Below are 14,949 nucleotides of genomic sequence, written 5' to 3' on the forward strand. Positions count from 1 at the left end.
AAAAGGTCCTTAATCAGGCAAGTGTGGTTCAGTTTAATGACGAAGACAGATAAGACTGCTTGTTAAGAGATGCAGTCTTGTCACCAAAAAGCCGCTCTGCAGCGGCTTTTTGTTTTACCCATTCAGAATGGCATTTTAAAACCCGGAGGCATCTGCATGCCACCTGTGATCTCAGCCATTTTCGCCTGAGTGCTTTCTTCGACACGACGAACCGCGTCATTCACCGCTGCAGCCAGCAGATCTTCCAGCATCTCTTTGTCTTCACCCATCAGGCTATCGTCGATGGATACAGCACTAACATCGTGACGGCCATTCATGGTGACTTTTACCATGCCTGCACCTGCTTCGCCGGTAACTTTCTGGTTCGCAGCTTCTTCCTGCAGTTTCTGCATTTTTTCCTGCATCTCCTGCGCCTGCTTCATCAGGTTACCCATTCCGCCTTTAAACATTGCAATATCCTCGAGTCGTTAAATTCGCAGCTGCCAATACTCCAAAACCAGCTTTTACCGATTTGGGCACTAGCAGCCTGTATTCTTTTGATTTGATAAACAGCTTAGATCAAAGGTTCAACTGATGCGTTGACCACCTCTGCTCCGAACGCCTGCTGAAGCCCCTGAACCACGGGGTCAGCCGCAAACAGGTTTTCAGCCTGCCGCTGACGGGTTTCTTTTAGAGCTGCTTCATAATCTTCTGGTGTATCTAGATCTGTGCTGAAGGCTGCAATTTCAATGGTCAGCGTATCATTAAACAGGGTTTGAATACTTTGCTGCCAACTGGCTTCCCGCTCAGGTGTCAGGAAATTCTCGGTCACAGCCTTCAAGGCAAACTTAAGGTGATTCCCTTCACGGGAAAGAAGTGCAGCATTTTTCGCCAGAGAGCGATCAAGCCCCTTAAGCGGCAGGTGCGCAAATGCCTGCAACCAGTCCTGATTACTAGTCAGCTGAGCCGGGCAAGGACCGACCAAAGGAGTGATCTCAGACTCTTTCGCCTCAGGCAGCTTAGCATCCCGCAACACAGGGGCTTGTCGCGGTTGTTCGGATACCGGTTCCGGCATCATATTCTGATAGCTGGCATCCATAGATTCAGTAGCAAATCCCGACTGTTCAGGATAGCCTGATGAATGCTCATCCATCACCGGTTGACCATACCCCATATCCAGCGGTGGCATTCGCTCATCAAATACGGGAGCCTCATGTCCTGAGACTGAGCTCTGAGGCTCAAACTGACTATCAGCCTGAGGTTGAGTCGGGTCAAACGAGACGACGTTGTTCTCAACAGGATGTGCGGTATCTACAGCTGGAATCGTTTCAATTTGACTGTCTGTGTGAGTTTCAACCTGCTCAGGAATAACCGGCAACTCTTCCCAAGGCGGCACATCTGACGGATTGCCCGGATTAGTCGCCTGAGGTGGAGTTTCTGCTGCTAGCGAGGAAGTCGACTCCATCGCACCAGGCTGACTGGCTCGGGCTTCAGCCTGGGCCACTTTTTCAGCACTCGCGGTCGGAAATTGAACCGTTCGCAGCCCGCCGCCCAAAGAGGCTCTGGCATTCTGTACTGTCGATCCCGCTTCTGGAGAAGGCGCTGGTTGATGCCCTTGTGGCTCCGCAGAATGAGATTGTAGTCCAGAGGGTACTTCTGATTCAGCTTCAACCTGAGGTACTGGACGTGGCCCCGGAGGAGAAAACTTAACCAGCTGTGGTTCCTGGCTATTTGCCGAGGATTCAGGGCTATTTGTCGAAGGTTCAGGACTGTGTGATTTTGATTCAGGGCTGAACGCCGGAGAAGGAGCGGCAGACGTAGGTATCTCTACAACCGGTTCAGGAGCCGTATTCTCAAAAGCAGGTTCAGGAGACCTATTCTCAGAAGCAGCATTAAGGCTCTCCTGAGGAACAGATAAAGATGCGTGATCCTGAGCCTCTGCCGGAACATCAGTTAAGGCTTTTTTTTTAGCCTCATCCTCTTCCGCAATAGGTGCAGAAGCCTGAGGTGATGCCTGATTATTTAAAGGAGCGGCCTGACTGGGTAAAGGGTTGCCATTTTCGCTCGGTACTCCCTGAGGCGCAAAGGCGACCATACGGATCAGCGCCATCTCAAAACCGGTGCGGGCATCAGGTGCCAGCGGCAGATCTTCCTGACTCTTAATAGAGATCTGGTAGTAAAGCTGTACATCTTCTGCTGTCAGGCGTGAAGCATGGGACAAAACCTGCTCACGATCACCCTGAGCATTATCCACCGCATCCGGCAGCACCTGAGCCACAGCCATCCGGTGCAGATAAAGCGCCATATCGGAAAGGATTGTTTCGAAATCTGCAGCCTGTTCCGACAGACGAGCAACTTCAGACAGTAGCGCTTTGGCATCACGATTAATCAGATGATCGATCAGAGCACCAACGTGTCGATGATCCACCAGTCCCAGCATCTCGCTGACCTGAGCAGTGTCGATACTGCCCTGGCCATAAGCGATCGCCTGATCAGTCAGACTGAGCGCATCACGCATACTGCCATCGGCCGCGCGTCCCAGCTGCCATAATGCAGCATCTTCAAACGGGATCTGCTCCTGAGTCAGTACATTACTCAGGTGCTCAACCACACGCTCCGGCGGCATATTCTTCAGATTAAACTGAAGACAGCGGGACAAAACGGTCACCGGCAGCTTTTGTGGATCTGTCGTTGCCAGCAGGAATTTAACGTGCGGAGGTGGCTCTTCCAGTGTTTTCAGAAGGGCATTAAAACTGTGCGTGGACAGCATGTGCACCTCATCGATCAGGTACACCTTGTAGCGGCCTCGGGACGGCGCATACTGCACGTTGTCCAGCAGCTCCCGGGTATCTTCTACCTTGGTTCGGGATGCCGCATCCACTTCAATCAGATCAACAAAGCGACCTTCATCAATTTCGCGACAGCTGGTGCATTCACCACACGGGCGCGACGTAACGCCGGTTTCACAGTTAAGGCACTTGGCGATAATACGGGCGATGGTCGTTTTACCGACCCCCCGGGTACCGGTAAACAGATAGGCATGGTGCAAACGGTCGTTATCCAGTGCACTGACCAGTGCTTTACGCACATGATCCTGCCCGACAAGCTCATGGAAATTTTTAGGACGCCACTTTCGGGCCAGTACCTGATAACTCATATTAACCAGTCTGCTGATAGAAAATTTCGGGTAAACCCGGTTCAGAATACCGCTTCAGGCGGCAGAAATTCGAGCTGAGCATTGTACACCAAATGTTGATTCCGGTGTTGCACTTCTTGATGCCCCTACCCAGCTGCCGACAAGGCTAAGCTATTGCCGGATCAATCTTTTTTTGCCCGAACGCGCCGTACAACCTGGCTCTCGCTCACCACTACATCCGGCACTTCATCCAGCTCCAGATCCGGACCGTAGAACTCTTCCAGCTTGTGGGTCACGCTGTACCAGTAATCCAGAAAGTCTTCCGTGATCTCTTCTTCGATGCGGGTCGCTTCCTGAGTCGGACAGAAGATGGTTACGATAAAGACGTTACGGGCTGTGTCATTGGTTGCGACACGGACTTTCAGATCGGAAACGCTCAACGCGATACCCAGACGTTTTTCGATCAGAGTACTGTAACGATCAGCGACCTCTTTGAAGGGACTGCAATATTCCCGCACCAGATCTTCCAGATAGAGACGGGCATCACGAACGCTGATTGCATCAGCTTCACGAACTATGTTGAAACTGTGGGCGACATAGCGACGCATAAAGTTCAGGTTCTGAATCACACCAGTGCTGAATTTATAATTCGGAATAACAAGACTTCGGCCAGTGTATGAGTAACTCATCCCCTCAACATCAACTTCCAGCAACGTGGTTGTCAGCCAGTCACTACGAACGACTTCACCGTAGTGGTCACCAACTTTGATCCAGTCACCAATACTGAAAGCCCTGCTACTGGCGATATAAATCGCTCCCAGAAAACACTGAATCTGTTCCCGTGTTGCAACCACAAGAGCAACTGCAAATGCGGCAATAGAAAGCGCCACAAAACGCAGCTCACTCAACCATATAATTACCAGGCCGATAATGATGACTAAGCTGGTAATATTGGTGATGGTATTGGTCCATCGGCGGTGCAGATTTTCCTCATCCTTTACCACGCGTTTTACAAAGCGAACGGACAACCAACGCAATACCAGACAGGCAAAGACAAAGGCTATGGAAATAATCCATTGGTTGTCATTCACGATATCTTTCATAGCAGCCTCAAATGATGAATAATGAATAAATCTTCGATGTCAGTAATAACTGACTAACAGGTTATAAAAGCCGGGATTTTAAATGGCTACGGCCAGATGTTAAGGATATTCAGGGTATCACTATGCCTTTAGTGAAGCGCTATTCTACCGGGTTTGTAACCCTGGTTTTATTGTTTTTTTCCGCATCAGCATCTGCTGATGAGTTTGATCAGTTTTTTGAAAAACACTCCGTTGTAATGCTCTTGATCGAACCTCAAAGCGGGAAAATATTTAAAGCCAATCAGGCCGCATCGGAATATTACGGCTACAGCCGCAATAAACTGAATCAGATGTATATTCAGCAGATTAACGCGCTCTCCCCTGAAGCCGTTGCCGCTGAACGGGAACTCGCCCGCAAAGAGAATCGCAACTACTTTATCTTCCGTCATCGTCTGGCCGATGGCTCTATCCGGACGGTTGAAGTTTCATCGGTGCCGGTCAAACTGAATCGTCAGAACTACCTCTTCTCGATTATCACAGATGTCAATGACCTGCGGGCTGCTGAAGATAGTCTCTGGCACTATCAGAACCGTCTTGAAGAGATGGTGGATCAACAGCTCAGCCATCTGCGATCCAAAGATATCTTTATCTACACCCTGCTGGCGATTGCACTGACCTCTCTTTTGATTGCAGCTATCGCTATGGCTTACATGCTCTATCGCAAGCGTAAAACATCGACCCGTCTGCAACTGGAAAAGTCCCGTCTGGACGATATTATCTGGGGCACCAATGCCGGTACCTGGGAGAGGGATTTTCTTTCAGAGCGCATTGAAATTAACCCCCGCTGGGCTGAAATTACAGGCCTTGAACTTCAGGACCTAGAGCCCTTCACCCTCTCTGCACTGGAGTCCATGATTCACCCTGATGATCTGGCGGAGATGCAGCATAAACTGAATCAGCACCTCACCGGCAAACTGGATCACTATCAGTGCGAATACCGTATCCGCCATCAACGCGATCACTGGGTTTGGGTTCTTGATCGGGGACGCATCGTACAAAGAGACCGATCCGGCAATCCGTCCCGCCTGTGTGGGACCTTGCAGGATATCTCCAGTTCCAAACGGGCACACATTCAACTGGAACACATGGCGCATTATGATCAGCTGACACACCTGGCCAACCGCACGCTGTTTTATGATCGCCTGAATCACGCTCTGGCTAGTGCCAAGCGCTATCCAACCCGGTTTGCGGTCATGTTTCTGGATTTAGATGGTTTCAAAGCCGTCAACGATCAATACGGCCATCATGTGGGTGATGCACTGCTGGCTGAAGTCGCCCGACGATTACAGGCCACTATCCGGGAGTCAGATACCTGTGCCCGAATGGGCGGGGATGAATTTGCACTACTGATCTACCATCTGGACAAAGCCAGCTCAGCCACCGTAGTTGCTGAACATATCCTGCAAAGTCTGAGACAACCTTACGAGTTGGAAGGCCACAAACTCACCAATATATCCTGCAGTATCGGTGTAGCCCTCTATCCGGACCATGATTCTTCATCCGGCAACACTCTGGTTCAATTAGCAGATGACGCCATGTATCTGGCCAAGCGTTCCGGCAAGAATAAGTTTGCGTTTGCTGTGGAACGTGCAGGTTCTGCCAATGAGAATGCGGATACCCACCAGCAGTCCGTGGATAGCTAACTCAGGCTTCCAGATAAAAATCTGATCCGCTATCAGCTCCGCCTGAATGTCAGGTTATAACGAAAATGATCCGTTATTGGGTGCTGATAGCGCTGCAGCTTTTTAACACCGTGAAAGCGCATCCGATCAGTACCGCCCCAGACCAGAACATCACCATGCTCTAACAGAAACTCCCGGGCAGATTCCTGCCTTTTAAAACCTCCCCAACGAAATATCACTGGCGCTCCCAACGAGAAAGATACGATTGGAGCTGATAGGTCACTCTCGTCTCTGTCCTGATGCAGCCCCATACCTGCACCCGGAGCGTAACGGTTTATCAGGCAGGCATCCGGCACAAAAGCTCCAAAACCTGCCTGCTCCGAAAACCGGGTTGCCCAACGCAGCCACTGATCCGGCATTGCCAACCAGTTTTCTCCGGTTTCCGGTTCACTCTCGCTGTAGCGATAACCGTCCTGATCCGTCACCCAGCCGCATCGGCCACAATTGGTCATAGCGGCAGACATCAGCTGTCCGCCCGGTGTTCGACGCTGACGAAAGGGGGTTACTTTGGCAATGGCCTCTATTTGCTGCAAAAGATCCAAAGCAACAGGTTTTAACGCCGCCTTAAAAAGCCAGGCCGCATCAGAAACCTGCACCTTAGGTGCGCTAAAATCCGGAGTCTTATTAATACCCTCATCTGACGCACAATCACCTGATGCGCAATCCTCCGGCGAACAGCCGCCCGATGAAGCATCATCCTGCTGAAGAAAGAGATCCTGCTGCATCTTAAGCCTCCTCAATATCAGGTTTGTTATTCAGCTTTAAGTTTAAATTAAGGCGGCCTGCTTAAACTGCAATCCTACTGATGAGCAACAGCATCCAAGATGCCTTGCCCGCTTTTCATTGATGAGGATTTCGCCATTAAGGATAACAGCCGCATTAAAGTCTGGGACCCTTTTGTACGTATTTTCCACTGGTCTTTGGTTCTTCTTTTTATCATTGCCTTCGCCAGCGAAGATGGCCCAGAGAACATCCACGTCTTCGCCGGTTACGGTATCAGCCTCTTGGTGTTGTTCCGGATTTTCTGGGGATTTGTTGGTACCCGATACGCCCGTTTTTCCGACTTTGCCTATGGAAAGGCTTCTCAGAAGCGGTATCTGAAAAGCCTGATCAAACGGAAACCTGAGCACTATACCGGCCACAATCCAGCCGGAGGCCTGATGGTTTTCATCCTGCTCGGAGCCCTTTTAATGCAGTGCTTTCTGGGTATGGTGATAATCTCGGGTGATGGCGAAGGCCCTTTCGCAGGAACCTTTTTGAGTATTTTCAGCAACCCCTTTATTGAAGAGCTGCACGATGCGCTGGGACACGGACTACTGCTTCTGATCGTTATTCATATCGGAGGCGTGATCGTCAGTAGCTTACTGCATCGTGAAAACCTGATCCGGGCGATGGTAACAGGCAAGAAAAACCGTCCAAAAGAGGAGTGCTCTGATGTTACTCACTCCTGATTCATCGTCAAAAACAGGTAGCTCCAGCAAAACATCGGCCTGGATCCTATCAGCCCTGTTACTGACGCTCGCGATTCCGTCATACGCGCAAAGCGCGAATCCTGTCGTCGAGCAGCTACTGAAAGAGTATCGGTCCGAGGGAGTAACAGAGTTCAGCTCAACCCGGGATGGCAATTTATGGCAGCAAAGCTTTGATTACTCAAAAGCTCCTGCCTCACGAAGCTGCACCAGCTGTCACGGCAAGGATATTCGTCAAAAAGGACTGCACATCCGAACCCAAAAAGAGATCAAACCTTTAGCACCCAGCATCAACCCCAGCCGCCTTACCGACGAAAAGCAGATCCGAAAATGGTTAAAACGCAACTGCAAATGGACGCTGGGCAGAGAGTGCAGCCCTCAGGAAAAAGGCGATCTGCTGCTCTGGATTCAGTCTCAATAACGTTCCGTTTCTGATTCGAACAAGCATCGAAATATCTGACTGATGCTTCTTCTGAATAACAACTTTAGGGATACCAAGACAATGAAACTTATCACTAAAATTCGCTGGCCTTTAGGTGGTGCACTCCTGAGTAGCGCACTTGTGATCGGACTGAGTGGTTTTGCACAGCAAGCTCAGAGCAGCTGGTGGGGAGAAGGGCATGAAGAGGGCTATCGGGCGAAAAACGCTGGTAACCCAACCCATATCGAAGAATGTGGCGCCTGTCATATCGCCTACCCCGCGCAACTGTTGCCTAAGGCTGCCTGGCAGGAAATTCTTTCGAATTTGGATAACCACTTTGATGAAGATGCCAGCCTTGATGATGCGACACGGGATGAACTGGCCAGCTTTCTCATGAAACATGCCAGCGATAGCGAAAACGCCGGTAAATTCAAAAAATTCACCCGGGGTATTGAGCTTCAAAACCCACCGATACAGATCACTGAGTTAAAATACTTTGAACGTAAGCATGATGAGATCAATCACCAAAGAATGGTGATCAACAACCCGGATGTTGGCAGTTTCTCTCAATGTCAGGCTTGTCATGAAAAAGCAGAACAGGGCATCTTCGATGAAGACACCGTTAATATTCCAAATTTTGGCCGCTGGGACGATTAGGTCAATTCGTACCACACTCCGGATCACCAGACTCAGAACGGTAAACACACTGCCTTTGATCCTCCTGCTGGCGACTGGGGGCGTAATGTTAAGTCTAATGCCTTCGGTTCAGGCCAGCGACAAATTATCAGCCAACGAAGTTTTGGAGTTAATGCAGCAAGGCAAAATTAAACCTCTGCTCACTCTGATCAGTCAGCATAACTTTGAAGGCACGTTGCTCGATGCAGAGCTGGAACGGGAACATGGCCAACTGATCTATGAACTGGAATATCTGAACGACAAAGGCGAAGTCTGGGAATACGAGCTGGATGCCGCAACCGGTGAGATTCTTGAGCAGGAACGGGAAGACTAAGCTTGCTATTACTCTTACCCAGGCTCTGGCTCTGGCACTGATTTAAAAAATAGGAATTAGCCGCTGTGAAAATACTGCTTGTCGAAGATGACCTGTCACTGTGCAACGCACTCGCCCCTGAACTTCGTCAGGCTGGTTTCGCTGTGGAGCTGGCTCACAACGGTGTTGATGGTCTACATCTGGCACAGGAGGAAGATTTTGATGCCATCATCCTCGATCTGGGGCTACCACAAAAAAACGGGCTGGAGGTATTGGCTGAGCTTCGTCGGCAAAACAATCCGACGCCCGTTCTTATCCTGACGGCTCGGGATACGTGGCATGAAAGAGTCGACGGCCTTAAGGCCGGAGCCGATGACTATCTGGGCAAACCCTTTCACAGTGAGGAACTACTGGCACGCTTGGACGCCGTGTTGAGGCGTCATCATGGGCAGGCCTGCAACCAGATCAGTGTTGACGATATCGTGCTGGATACCGATTCCCGGGAACTGATAATCAGGCAGCAAAAAATTCTGCTGAGCGCTATCGAATTTAAACTACTGCGCTACATGCTACTGCACCCCAATCAGGTGTTATCCAAGAACTGCCTGAGCGAACATATCTATGAAGATGACCACCTGAGGGACAGTAATGTTATCGAGGTTTATATCAACAAGCTGCGTCAGTACCTTGGTAAAAGTCGTATCAAAACCCTGCGCGGCCAGGGCTATCAGTTACTCACCAACACCTCTGCAAGCACAGCTGCAAACTGATGTTATCTAGCGAGGTTTGATGATGCTGGGCTTTCGAAAACGTCAAAGCTCTATTGAGGGTGTTCTTCGCTTCAGGCTGTTGCTGTCACTTTTAATAGTGCTGGGTATTACTCTGGTGCTGATCAACGTCTTCTCCAGAGAGCTGACTCGTAATTATGTCCTCAGTCGACTGGAGCATGATGCAGAGAGTCTGATTGCCGCGCTGGAACCTGACACTAGCGGTAAGCTGGTATTGGAAGGTCTCAGAATACCGAACATCTACCGACGGGCCTTCTCAGGCCACTATTATCAGATCACACTACCGGATCAGGTACTGCGCTCCCGCTCCCTGTGGGATCTTGAACTACCCTCGCAGCTATTGAACAAAACACTGATTCCGCCGGATACCCTGATTGAGGATCAATTACTGCTCACTCTGAAAATGGATGTTCGCCTGAACGGACAGGCTGTATCTGTCTGGATTGCGGAGGATATCCACCCTCTGGCTCATGACACACGGCGATTTAATCTGAGTGTCATGCTATTCCTCCTGATCGCTTTTGCTCTGCTTTGGTGGCTACAGGGACGAAGTTTGCGCCAGAGTTTCCGTTTCTTTGAACAACTCAGGCAAAGAGTACAGTCGCTGCATCAGGGCAATACCGAGAGCACCGGCTTTAGCCCGCCGAGAGAAATTAAGCCGCTAAGCGATGAAATAAATCGCCTGGTGGATCAGCTGGGCCAGCGAACGGAGCGCTCCCGAAATGCCCTGGGCAACTTTGCCCATGAATTGAAGCGCCCATTACAGCAGCTCAATATTCAGAAAAAGGAACTGACGGAAGAGCAGCAACAGAAGATGACCGAAGCCCTGAATCAGATTCAGTATCTGCTTGACCGGGAACTGAAACGGGCACGAATTGCCGGACGCTGCCTGCCCGGTCAGACCTTTTTTCCTCTGGAAGATCTGCCACCACTGATAGAGGTTCTTAAGCGAATTTATCCCGACATCAACTTTACCTGCGATATGCCCACCCCACACAAACTGACTGACGGCATCAACATCGACAGAGATGACCTGCTGGAGCTTTTGGGGAATCTACTGGATAACGCAGCGAAATACGCCGTTGGTCAGGTAAAACTGACACTGAAATATCAGCCGGACAACTCACAGCCGGATGTGATTCTTATCATCGAGGATGACGGTACGGGAGTCAGTGAAGAGTCACGGAAACAACTCACAGAAAGGGGCAATAAACTGGACGAAAGCGTCGCTGGACACGGACTTGGCTTATCCATCTGCCAGTCCATCGTCCAAAGCTATCAGGGAGAATTGAAGTTTGATCATTCTGCCCTGGGTGGACTTAAAGTCACAGCCTTTCTTAAAAGTTAAGAGAAGCAGTCATAAAAAAGCCCCACAGATCTTTTCGATCTGCGGGGCTTTTGTGTTCCGGCTACCCACAAAAGATGAAGGGCAGCCTGCGATTGAACACTTCTGAAAAGGTGATAGTAAGTCGAGCTTACAGTTTACCTTCCAGCTCAGGCAGTGCAGCGAACAGGTCGCCTACCAGACCGTAGTCTGCCACCTGGAAGATCGGAGCTTCTTCATCTTTGTTGATGGCTACGATCACTTTAGAGTCTTTCATACCGGCCAGGTGCTGAATCGCACCAGAGATACCAACCGCGATGTACAGCTCAGGCGCAACGATCTTACCGGTCTGACCAACCTGCATATCGTTCGGTACAAAGCCTGCATCAACCGCTGCACGGGAAGCACCAACCGCTGCACCCAGCTTGTCAGCAACCTTGTTCAGCAGTTCGAAGTTTTCACCGTTGCCCATACCACGGCCACCGGAGATAACTACTTTAGCAGCAGTCAGTTCAGGACGGTCAGATTTCGCCAGCTCTTCACCAACGAATGCAGACTTAGCGGCATCCTGTGCGTTATCCAGAGATTCAACTGCAGCAGAACCGTCAGCAGCAACTGCATCAAAACCAGTACCACGAACAGTGATAACTTTGATCGCATCTTCGGACTGAACCGTTGCAATCGCGTTACCGGCGTAGATAGGACGCTTGAAGGTATCCGCAGATTCAACAGCAATGATGTCAGAGATCTGAGCTACATCCAGCAGTGCAGCAACGCGTGGCATGATGTTTTTGCCGTTAGACGTCGCAGGAGCCAGGATATGGCTGAAACCTTTACCAAGGTCAGCCACCAGCAGAGATACGTTTTCAGCCAGCAGGTGCTCATAAGCAGCGTTGTCAGCAACAACAACTTTTGCAACGCCGTTTAGTTTTGCAGCTTCTTCAGCCGCCGCACCACAGTTGCTGCCTGCAACCAGTACAGTGATATCGCCACCGATCTGCTGAGCAGCTGCAACAGTGTTTGCAGTTGCACCAACCAGAGCGGCATTGTTGTGATCAGCTACGACTAAGATACTCATGATCAGATCACCTTCGCTTCGTTTTTCAGTTTTTCTACCAGCTCGTCTACGCTGCCCACTTTGATGCCCGCACTGCGCTCGGCAGGTGGCTCAACTTTCAGGGTCTTAACTTTAGACGCAACATCAACACCCAGATCAGCAGGGGTCTTAACATCAAGCGGCTTACGCTTGGCTTTCATGATGTTTGGCAGAGACGCATAACGTGGCTCGTTCAGACGCAGGTCCGTGGTCACGATCGCAGGCAGATTCAGTGCAACAGTCTGCAGACCACCATCGATTTCACGGGTTACGTTGACTTTCTCGCCATCAACAACCACTTCAGAAGCAAAAGTACCCTGAGGCATGCCCGTCAGTGCACCCAGCATCTGACCCGTCTGGTTGTTATCAGAATCGATAGACTGTTTACCCAGAACAACCAGACCCGGCTGCTCTTCTTCCACCAGCTTAGCCAGCAGTTTAGCAACACCCAGAGAATCTACTTTATCTGCAGTCTCAATCTGGATCGCACGGTCTGCCCCCAGAGCCAGTGCAGTACGCAGCTGCTCCTGAGCCTCTTTAGGGCCTACAGATACAACAACGATCTCAGTTGCGATACCTTTCTCTTTCAGACGAACCGCTTCTTCCACTGCGATTTCGCAGAACGGATTCATCGCCATTTTCACATTGGTCAGATCAACGTCAGAGTTGTCCGCTTTAACACGAATTTTGACGTTGTAGTCAATGACTCGTTTGACAGCAACTAATACCTTCATAAATTCCTCGTTCTTTGTTCTTAGTACTTAACGTGACGAGCTTGCGCTGGCAGGGCTCTTATATAAGCAGAATAACCTGCCACATCTTTTGGCCAACACAACCTTTCGCATAGGGGTTGCAAGGTCGGCTGTGTTGCCGGAATTCGTTTCAAACGAGCGTTTGCTGCACTCGCAATCCCATAATGACTATTTTTTGAGTTTAGGTCAAATTCCTTTCTAAACTGACTGGTCACAATTTAGTCGCTATACTTGCTGCACCGCATTAAACGCTCAGTTTAATTTATCTGCTGTTTTTTTCGTCTCACCCGGACACTCTGTAATCAGCCTGAGACTTACCCTGAGTTAAAATAAGGGTTGACCAGAAGCAAACGTCCGTTTTAAATGAGACCATAAAATAATTACATGCGTCTTACAGAGTTTTCTGCAGCCAAAAAGCAGAAACCAAGACGCACTACGCTGTTTGAGGAGTGTATCGTGGAAAGAGAAGCGATGGAGTTCGACGTTGTAATCGTTGGCGCAGGCCCTGCGGGCCTTTCGGCGGCAATTCGTCTGATGCAACAGGCGAACGACGCCAGCCAGGAACTGACAGTTTGCGTGGTGGAAAAAGGCTCTGAAGTAGGTGCCCATATTCTGTCCGGTGCTGTTATCGAACCAACAGCTTTAAACGAGCTGATCCCTGACTGGAAAGAGAAAGAAGCTCCTCTACTGACTGCTGTGACCAAAGATCAGGTCGTTATGCTGAAAGACAGCAGCTCTTCCAAAACCTTCCCGAATGCCATCGTACCTAAAAATATGCACAACGATGGTAACTACATCGCCTCTCTGGGTAACGTTTGCCGTTGGCTGGCTACTCAGGCTGAAGAGCTGGGTGTTGAAATCTTCCCGGGCTTTGCTGCTGCAGAACCACTGATTGAAGATGGCGTTGTTAAAGGTGTTATCACAGGTGACATGGGCGTATCTGCTGACGGTAGTGAAAAGCCGGGTATGTATATGCCGGGTATGGAACTGCGCGCCAAGTACACCATCTTCTCTGAAGGTAGCCGTGGTCATCTGGGCAAACAACTGATCAGCCAGTTTAAACTGGATGAAGGCAAAGATGCTCAGCACTATGGTATCGGCATCAAAGAGCTATGGGATATCGATCCGGCGAAACATCAGCCTGGTCTTGTGGTACACGGTTCTGGCTGGCCACTGACTGAAAACGGCGCCAGCGGTGGTTTCTTCCTCTACCACGCTGAGAACAATCAGGTTGTTGTCGGTCTGATTACCGACCTGAACTATGACAACCCGTACCTGAGCCCATTTGACGAATTCCAGCGCATGAAGCATCACCCGGAGCTGAAACAGCATCTGGAAGGTGGTAAGCGCGTATCCTACGGTGCGCGTGCGATTACTAAAGGCGGCTATAACTGCCTGCCTAAGATGACCTTCCCGGGCGGCATTCTGGTAGGTTGTGATGCTGGCACCCTGAACTTCTCCAAGATCAAGGGCACACACACCGCGATGAAGTCTGGCATGATCGCTGCTGAAACCATTTTCGAAGCAGTGAAAGGTGGTGATGAAGGTGGTCAGGAACTGACTGCATTCACCAGCGCATGGGAACAGTCCTGGGCATTTAAAGAGCTGTACGCTACCCGCAACTTCGGCCCTGCAATGCACAAATTTGGCCCTATGCTGGGCGGTGCGTTCAACTTTATCGACCAGAACCTGTTCAGCATTCCAGTAACCCTGCATGACACCCATGAAGATTACTCGATGCTGAAGCCTGCAGCTGACTTCCAGCCGATTGAATATCCGAAGCCGGATGGCGTGCTGAGCTTCGACAAGCTGTCTTCTGTGTTCCTGTCTAACACGAACCACGAAGAAGACCAGCCTTGCCACCTGAAACTAAAAGACGAAACCGTACCTCTGCAGGTGAACCTGCCTAAGTGGGCTGAGCCAGCACAGCGTTTCTGCCCGGCGGGTGTTTACGAAGTGGTGAAAGACGAGGAAACCGGTAACGACCGCTTCCAGATCAACTCTCAGAACTGCGTACACTGTAAAACCTGTGATATTAAAGACCCGTCCCAGAACATTACCTGGGTAACTCCGGAAGGTGCCGGCGGTCCGAACTACCCGAACATGTAACACCGTCGCGAAACGACACAAAAAAGGGAAAGCAGTGCTTTCCCTTTTTTAATGCCTGATCAA

Annotated in this window: 14 protein-coding genes; 8 read left to right on the forward strand and 6 right to left on the reverse strand. The window is 50.2% G+C overall.

Translation table 11 applies throughout. The annotated features are described in order from the left end of the window. Positions 1–122: 122 nt before the first annotated feature. From BV405_RS08520 to BV405_RS08530, 3 genes are all read right to left on the reverse strand, one after another. A complete protein-coding gene (locus BV405_RS08520; RefSeq protein WP_086480444.1) occupies positions 123–449 on the reverse strand; it encodes a YbaB/EbfC family nucleoid-associated protein in 327 nt (108 codons plus the stop codon). Between the two features lie 104 nt (positions 450–553). After that, positions 554–3,136: a DNA polymerase III subunit gamma/tau gene (gene dnaX / locus BV405_RS08525; RefSeq protein ID WP_086480445.1), complete on the reverse strand. Its 2,583-nt coding sequence runs from the start codon at positions 3,134–3,136 to the stop codon at positions 554–556. A gap of 161 nt (positions 3,137–3,297) precedes the next feature. Continuing rightward, positions 3,298–4,218, reverse strand: coding sequence for a mechanosensitive ion channel domain-containing protein (locus tag BV405_RS08530; RefSeq protein ID WP_086480446.1), 921 nt, complete (start codon positions 4,216–4,218; stop codon positions 3,298–3,300). Between the two features lie 122 nt (positions 4,219–4,340). On the opposite strand from BV405_RS08530, the gene BV405_RS08535 reads away from it, so the two are divergent. Then, positions 4,341–5,900, forward strand: a complete 1,560-nt coding sequence (locus BV405_RS08535) for a diguanylate cyclase domain-containing protein (RefSeq protein ID WP_086480447.1) — start codon at positions 4,341–4,343, stop codon at positions 5,898–5,900. Between the two features lie 32 nt (positions 5,901–5,932). Here the strand turns inward: BV405_RS08535 and alkB are convergent, their stop codons facing one another. Further along, positions 5,933–6,664 carry a DNA oxidative demethylase AlkB gene (gene alkB / locus BV405_RS08540; RefSeq protein ID WP_086480448.1) on the reverse strand — a complete coding sequence of 244 codons (732 nt, stop codon included), beginning with the start codon at positions 6,662–6,664 and terminating at the stop codon, positions 5,933–5,935. Between the two features lie 99 nt (positions 6,665–6,763). On the opposite strand from alkB, the gene BV405_RS08545 reads away from it, so the two are divergent. The 6 genes from BV405_RS08545 (at position 6,764) to BV405_RS08570 (ending at position 10,953) form a co-directional block, all read left to right on the forward strand. Further along, positions 6,764–7,390: a cytochrome b/b6 domain-containing protein gene (locus tag BV405_RS08545; RefSeq protein ID WP_086480449.1), complete on the forward strand. Its 627-nt coding sequence runs from the start codon at positions 6,764–6,766 to the stop codon at positions 7,388–7,390. After that, positions 7,374–7,829, forward strand: a complete 456-nt coding sequence (locus BV405_RS08550; RefSeq protein ID WP_086480450.1) for a DUF1924 domain-containing protein — start codon at positions 7,374–7,376, stop codon at positions 7,827–7,829. Before BV405_RS08545 ends, BV405_RS08550 begins: the two co-directional genes overlap by 17 nt. Positions 7,830–7,910: 81 nt before the next feature. Further along, on the forward strand, positions 7,911–8,486 hold the full coding sequence (locus BV405_RS08555; protein ID WP_176330091.1) for a diheme cytochrome c: 576 nt from the start codon (positions 7,911–7,913) through the stop codon (positions 8,484–8,486). Between the two features lie 85 nt (positions 8,487–8,571). Then, the gene (locus tag BV405_RS17660; RefSeq protein WP_176330092.1) at positions 8,572–8,838 is read left to right on the forward strand and encodes a PepSY domain-containing protein; all 267 of its coding nucleotides are present in this window, start codon (positions 8,572–8,574) and stop codon (positions 8,836–8,838) included. A gap of 65 nt (positions 8,839–8,903) precedes the next feature. Continuing rightward, the gene (locus BV405_RS08565; RefSeq protein WP_086480453.1) at positions 8,904–9,587 is read left to right on the forward strand and encodes a response regulator transcription factor; all 684 of its coding nucleotides are present in this window, start codon (positions 8,904–8,906) and stop codon (positions 9,585–9,587) included. Positions 9,588–9,609: 22 nt separating this feature from the next. Beyond that, positions 9,610–10,953 (forward strand): sensor histidine kinase, encoded by a 1,344-nt coding sequence (locus BV405_RS08570; protein WP_176330093.1) that lies wholly within the window; start codon positions 9,610–9,612, stop codon positions 10,951–10,953. 127 nt (positions 10,954–11,080) lie between these two features. On the opposite strand, the gene BV405_RS08575 is transcribed toward BV405_RS08570, so the two are convergent. Both BV405_RS08575 and BV405_RS08580 read right to left on the reverse strand, forming a co-directional pair. Beyond that, positions 11,081–12,007: an electron transfer flavoprotein subunit alpha/FixB family protein gene (locus BV405_RS08575; RefSeq protein ID WP_086480455.1), complete on the reverse strand. Its 927-nt coding sequence runs from the start codon at positions 12,005–12,007 to the stop codon at positions 11,081–11,083. Between the two features lie 2 nt (positions 12,008–12,009). Continuing rightward, entirely contained in the window at positions 12,010–12,759 is a 750-nt protein-coding gene (locus BV405_RS08580) for an electron transfer flavoprotein subunit beta/FixA family protein (RefSeq protein ID WP_086480456.1), read from the reverse strand. Positions 12,760–13,248: 489 nt separating this feature from the next. On the opposite strand from BV405_RS08580, the gene BV405_RS08585 reads away from it, so the two are divergent. Then, positions 13,249–14,886, forward strand: coding sequence for an electron transfer flavoprotein-ubiquinone oxidoreductase (locus BV405_RS08585; protein WP_245832309.1), 1,638 nt, complete (start codon positions 13,249–13,251; stop codon positions 14,884–14,886). Positions 14,887–14,949: the final 63 nt, after the last annotated feature.

The sequence above is a fragment of the Oceanospirillum sanctuarii genome (assembly GCF_002150805.1).
GTDB lineage: Bacteria > Pseudomonadota > Gammaproteobacteria > Pseudomonadales > Halomonadaceae > Oceanospirillum > Oceanospirillum sanctuarii.